The organism is Parolsenella sp. (assembly GCF_982402205.1).
In genome coordinates, this window is the sequence record NZ_CEVYAT010000127.1 from 1 (window position 1) to 4761 (window position 4761).

General features: G+C 65.5%; 6 protein-coding genes and 1 pseudogene. 1 reads left to right on the forward strand and 6 read right to left on the reverse strand.

Features of this window, described 5'->3' with window-relative positions:
* Positions 1-280: 280 nt before the first annotated feature.
* A complete protein-coding gene (locus tag AC1VTH_RS06755) occupies positions 281-892 on the forward strand; it encodes a hypothetical protein (RefSeq protein ID WP_481335398.1) in 612 nt (203 codons plus the stop codon).
* Here AC1VTH_RS06755 and AC1VTH_RS06760 read toward each other — a convergent pair whose 3' ends face one another.
* The 6 genes and pseudogenes from AC1VTH_RS06760 to AC1VTH_RS06785 form a co-directional block, all read right to left on the reverse strand.
* On the reverse strand, positions 893-1432 hold the full coding sequence (locus tag AC1VTH_RS06760) for a dihydrofolate reductase (protein ID WP_481335399.1): 540 nt from the start codon (positions 1430-1432) through the stop codon (positions 893-895).
* Positions 1433-1479: 47 nt separating this feature from the next.
* Positions 1480-2328 (reverse strand): thymidylate synthase, encoded by an 849-nt coding sequence (thyA, locus tag AC1VTH_RS06765; protein ID WP_481335400.1) that lies wholly within the window; start codon positions 2326-2328, stop codon positions 1480-1482.
* Between the two features lie 75 nt (positions 2329-2403).
* Positions 2404-3237, reverse strand: a complete 834-nt coding sequence (locus AC1VTH_RS06770) for a hypothetical protein (protein ID WP_481335401.1) — start codon at positions 3235-3237, stop codon at positions 2404-2406.
* A gap of 36 nt (positions 3238-3273) precedes the next feature.
* Entirely contained in the window at positions 3274-3666 is a 393-nt protein-coding gene (panD, locus tag AC1VTH_RS06775; RefSeq protein ID WP_481335402.1) for an aspartate 1-decarboxylase, read from the reverse strand.
* 313 nt (positions 3667-3979) lie between these two features.
* On the reverse strand, positions 3980-4546 hold the full coding sequence (pdxT, locus tag AC1VTH_RS06780; protein WP_481335403.1) for a pyridoxal 5'-phosphate synthase glutaminase subunit PdxT: 567 nt from the start codon (positions 4544-4546) through the stop codon (positions 3980-3982).
* Positions 4546-4761 (reverse strand): annotated as a pseudogene (locus AC1VTH_RS06785) (pyridoxal 5'-phosphate synthase lyase subunit PdxS); the annotation flags it as partial. The gene pdxT and the pseudogene AC1VTH_RS06785, both read right to left, overlap by 1 nt.

Here is a 4761-nt window from a genome sequence, read left to right on the forward strand (position 1 = left end):
GCTTACTTATTGTAGACGCAACCGCGTGACGGGGGCTTGGACGCGGGTTTGGGCGGGTCTTCTGAGGGGGCTAGATGCCTGGCACGACGTGGGGCCGACCGAGCTGCGAAGTTGACGCAAGCGCGTCGGTCTGCGCGTGCCCGTCTCGTCGCTGGGCGCCGCTCGCATAGGTAAAGCCCCTTCTGGCAGAACGGCTACTTTCAGGTTTGATTCAATCTGCTACCATGGAATCTCAAGGGGAGGGCGGAAGGGCCTTCCCGCTCATGTTCAAAGGAGCAGCATGAACACCAACGCCCTCATTCGCCGCGCCGGCGCGCTTGTCGCAACGCTCGCCCTGGCTCTCACGAGCACGCTGGGCCTTTCGGCCTGCGGTGGCCCCAAGCCCGAGGAAGTCATCAAGCAGCAGGTCAAGCTTGAGCTCGACACGATCAAGCAGGCCGATGCCGACACGATCAAGTCTGTCCTGGGCGAGGACGAGTGGAACAGCCTCTCCAGCAGCGGCATGGACGTCGAGCAGTTCTACAACGGCTGCGTGAAGCACTTCTCCTACGAGGACCCCACGGTCGAGGTCAACGGTGACAACGCCACCGTCACGATTCCGGTCACCAACGTCGACATCGCCCAGGTCTTCGAGACCTGGACCGCCGACGCCCTCAAGTACGCCAGCTCCGAGGAGGCCCAGGCCGACTACGCCGAGCTGGGCGAGGATGGCATTGCCGCCAAGCTCTTCGAGAAGCTCTACACCGCCCTTGGCGCCGACGACGCGCCCATCAAGACGGCCGACGTCCAGATTGACTTCACCAAGGACAGCGATGGCTCCTGGAACCCGTCCGACAGCGACCAGCTGGGCTCGCTGCTCTTTGCGGGCGTCGATCCCTCGACGATTGGGTAGCTAGGCACGAACCCTCTCGTATGTGCAGAACTCGAAGGCGATTCCCTCCGGCGTCTGGAGGGGGTCGCCTTCTTCGTTTGTGTTGACGGTCTTGGCGAGGCGCCACGTGGGGTCGTCGTCGAGGTTGGGGAAGAACGTGTCTGCCGGGCGCACGCAGTGGTTCTTGGTGACCTCGGCGCTGGCGCAGGCGCCAATGAGTGCCTGGTAAACCTGGCCGCCACCGATGACCCAGCACTGCTCGTCCGGTGCGAGGAGGTCAAGCGCCTCCTCGAGGGAGTGGGCCACCTCGGCGTCCTCGCGCTCAAAGCCCGCGTCGCGCGTCACCACGATGTTGCGGCGGTTCTTGAGGGGGCGGCCGCACGGGAAGCTCTCGAGGGTGCGCCTGCCCATGAGCACGGTGTTCCCCGAGGTTTTTGCCATGAAGTGGCGCATGTCGGCGCGGTTCTCGACCACCATGTCGCCGGCCGCGCCGATGCCCCAGTCGTCGCAGACGGCGACGATGGCGTGGAGGTTGGGCAGGGGAGTGGCGGGGATGCTCATGGTGGCTCCTGGGTTGTGGTGGCGCGTCGCGGGGTGCTCGCGTGCGACTAGACGGCGATGGGAATGTTCGTGACCTGCGGGCCGTGCTCGTAGTTCTCGACGATGAGGTCGCTCGTCGTGAAGTCGTAGAAGTTCGTGACCTCGGGATTGAGCATCACCGTGGGCGCCGGGTACTGCGGGCGCCCGATGAGCTCGCGGATGATGCCGACGTGGCGGTCGTAGATGTGGGCGTCGGCGATGACGTGGACGAGCTGTCCGGGAATCATGCCCACGGACTGCGCGACCATCATGAGCAGGATGGCGTACTGGCAGACGTTCCAGTTGTTGGCCGCGAGCACGTCCTGGCTGCGCTGGTTGAGGATCATGTTGAGGGTGGGCGCGGCATCGCCGGGGTGCATCGTGACGTTGTAGGTGCAGCTGTAGGCGCACGGGTAGAGGTTCATCTCAGAGAGGTCCGCGAAGACGTAGGTGTTGGTCATGATGCGGCGCGAGAAGGGCGTGAGCGTAAGGTCGCGCAGCACGCGGTCCATCTGGTCGAAGTCGCCGTCGGCGTAGTGGCTCTTCTGGCCAATCTGGTAGCCGTAGGCCTTGCCGATCGATCCCGTCTCGTCTGCCCACTCGTCCCAGATGTGGCTCTTGAGGTCGTGGATGTTGTTGGACTTCTTCTGGTAGATCCACAGCACCTCGTCCATGGCGCTCTTGAGCGCGGTGCGGCGTAGGGTGAGCGCGGGGAACTCCTCGCGCAGGTCGTAGCGGTTGACCACGCCAAACTGCTTGATGGTGTAGGCGGGCGTGCCGTCCTCCCAGTGGGGGCGCACCTTCTGGCCCTCGGTGGTGGTGCCGTTGTCGAGGATGTCGGTGCACATGGCACAGAAGATCTCGTCTGCCTTGCTCATGGTTCTCCTTGGGTTGCGGTGGCGCGGGTGCCGGTGCGGGCCTGGGACAAGGGACTGCGGGGGCATTGTCCCAGGTTACTTGCAGCTGGCCGAGTTGCCCAGGGCATGGGTGAGCTCGAGGGCTATGTCGGTGACCTCGGAGGCCTCGTCATCGAGGTTGGAGAGCTCGCGGGTCGTGTGGCCGCTGGGTCTCGTAACCATGTCGATGACCTGGGCAATCTTGTTCCAGCGGGTGAGGGCGTCGTCGCGGGCATCGGTGAGGTTTTCGATGATGTCTGCGGCCTTGGTACCGGTGACGCTGCTCTCTGCGGGTAGCTCTAGGGCCTCGATGGCTTCGCTGGCAGACGCGGCGGCGTCTGCCGCGGCCTGGAGCTCGGAGGCGCGCGTGGCGTCGTCGCCTGCCGCGGCCGCGGCGCGCAGGTGGCTCTTGACCTCGGCGGCCGAACTGGCGTCCCGGCTCGCGAGGGCCTTCACGTAGGTGGCCACCGCCTGCTGGGAGCCGGAGTAGTCAGAGGCGAAGACGTAGTCGGACACGGTGTACTCGATGCAGCTCAGGTACTGGTCGAGGGCGTTGTCTGCCGTGAGGCTCTGGCCAGACGAGATGTCGTGCTCGTCGTCGATGCCAAGGTCGTCGAGCAGGTCGTCGTAGTCATCGTCATCGAAGGAGTAGGTGTTGGGGTCTTCCCAATCGATGCTCGTGCCCACGACCTCGAGCACGTTGCACAGCGTGAGGGCGAGGGCCACGAGCACCATGAGCACGACGGCCACGATGACGTAGGCGGCAACGCCGCTCCTGTTGTCTTGCGAGGTGGTTGCACTGGCGCTCTCGAGGACGGGCTGCTTGTCCTCGTCCTTCTCGTGCTTATGGCTGTTGACGTCGGGCTGCGATGTGGGCTGCTGGGTGCTCATGTCTTCCTCCCGATGCTTGGGCGCGTGAGGTGTGTCCTAGTCGAGGTCCTCGAGCCTGCCGTGGCGCTCGTAGCGCGTGACGCGCGCAATTCTGTTGTCGTTGTCGACGAAGACAACGTGGGGCTTGGAGGTCTGGGCCTCCTCGGGGGTCATCTGCGCGTAGCACATGATGATGACCTTGTCGCCTGGCGTTACGAGGTGGGCGGCGGCGCCGTTGAGGCAGATGACGCCGCTGCCGGGCTCGCCTGCGATGACGTAGGTCTCGAGGCGGCTGCCGGAGTTGACGTCTGCCACCTGGACCTTCTCGTACTCGAGAATGCCAGCGGCGTCCATGAGCTGCTGGTCGATCGTGATCGAGCCGATGTAGTCGACCTCGGCCTGGGTGACCGTGGCGCGGTGAATCTTGCCCTTGAGCATGTTGAGGACCATGTGTCGCTGCTCCGTGTCTATGGTGTGCCCGCGGCCGTGAGCTGCGGGTGAGGCGTCTTTTGCAACTTCCTAGGGTACAACGCATGGCGCGGGGCGGAGGCGAACCAACGTGGATTTCACAAGGTTCGTCCCCGCCCCGGCGGTTTCGTTCGGATATACGAATGGGGGGCGTCGCTGGCGGCGGGAGCGCGCACGTTGCGGTCGGTTGATGATCCGCGGCGGTAACAACCGACCGTGCCGTGCGCACTTCCGGGTGGGCGAGGCGCATCGTGTCTAGGGCGATGCCGTCCCGTTCAAGGGCGAGCGGCTGGGCCTAGAGCGAGAGGAAGAGCTCGTGGACGCGCGGGTCGGCGTCGAGCTCGGGGTGAAAGGCGAGCGCGAGCTGGCTTGCCTGTCTCACGGCCACGATGCGCCCCTCGTGGGTAGCGAGCACGTCAACGTTCGCGCCGGCCTCCATCACGAAGGGGGCGCGGATGAAGGTCGCGGGCACCTCTCCCAGGCCTTTGAGCTGCAGGTTCGTGTGAAAACTGCCCAGCTGGCGGCCGTAGGCGTTGCGTTGCACGAGAACGTCGAGGGTCGCCAGGCGCGGCGTCCCCTTGTCATCGTGGGAGTCGAGGCGCCTGGCGAGCAGGATGAGGCCTGCGCAGGTGGCGAGAGTGGGCATCCCGGCCGCGATGCGCTCGCGCAGCGCCTCGAGCATGCCCAGCTCGGCCAGGAGCTTGCCCTGGGTGGTCGACTCTCCGCCGGGCAGCACCAGGCGGTCGAACGGCTGGTCGAGGTCCGCTGCCTGGCGCAGCTCGACAACCTTCTCGCCCAGCTCGGCAAGCTTGGCCTCGTGCTCGGCAAACGCGCCCTGGACGGCGAGGACGGCGGTAGTCACTAGCGACCACGCTCCTCCATGATGATGTCGATCTCGTCGGCGTTGATGCCCACCATGGCCTCGCCGAGGTTCTTGGAGAGCTCGGCGATGAGCTTGGCGTCGGTGTAGTTGGCGACGGCCTTGACGATGGCGGCGGCGCGCTTGGCGGGGTCGCCGCTCTTGAAGATGCCCGAGCCCACGAAGACGCCCTCGGCGCCGAGCTGCATCATGAGCGC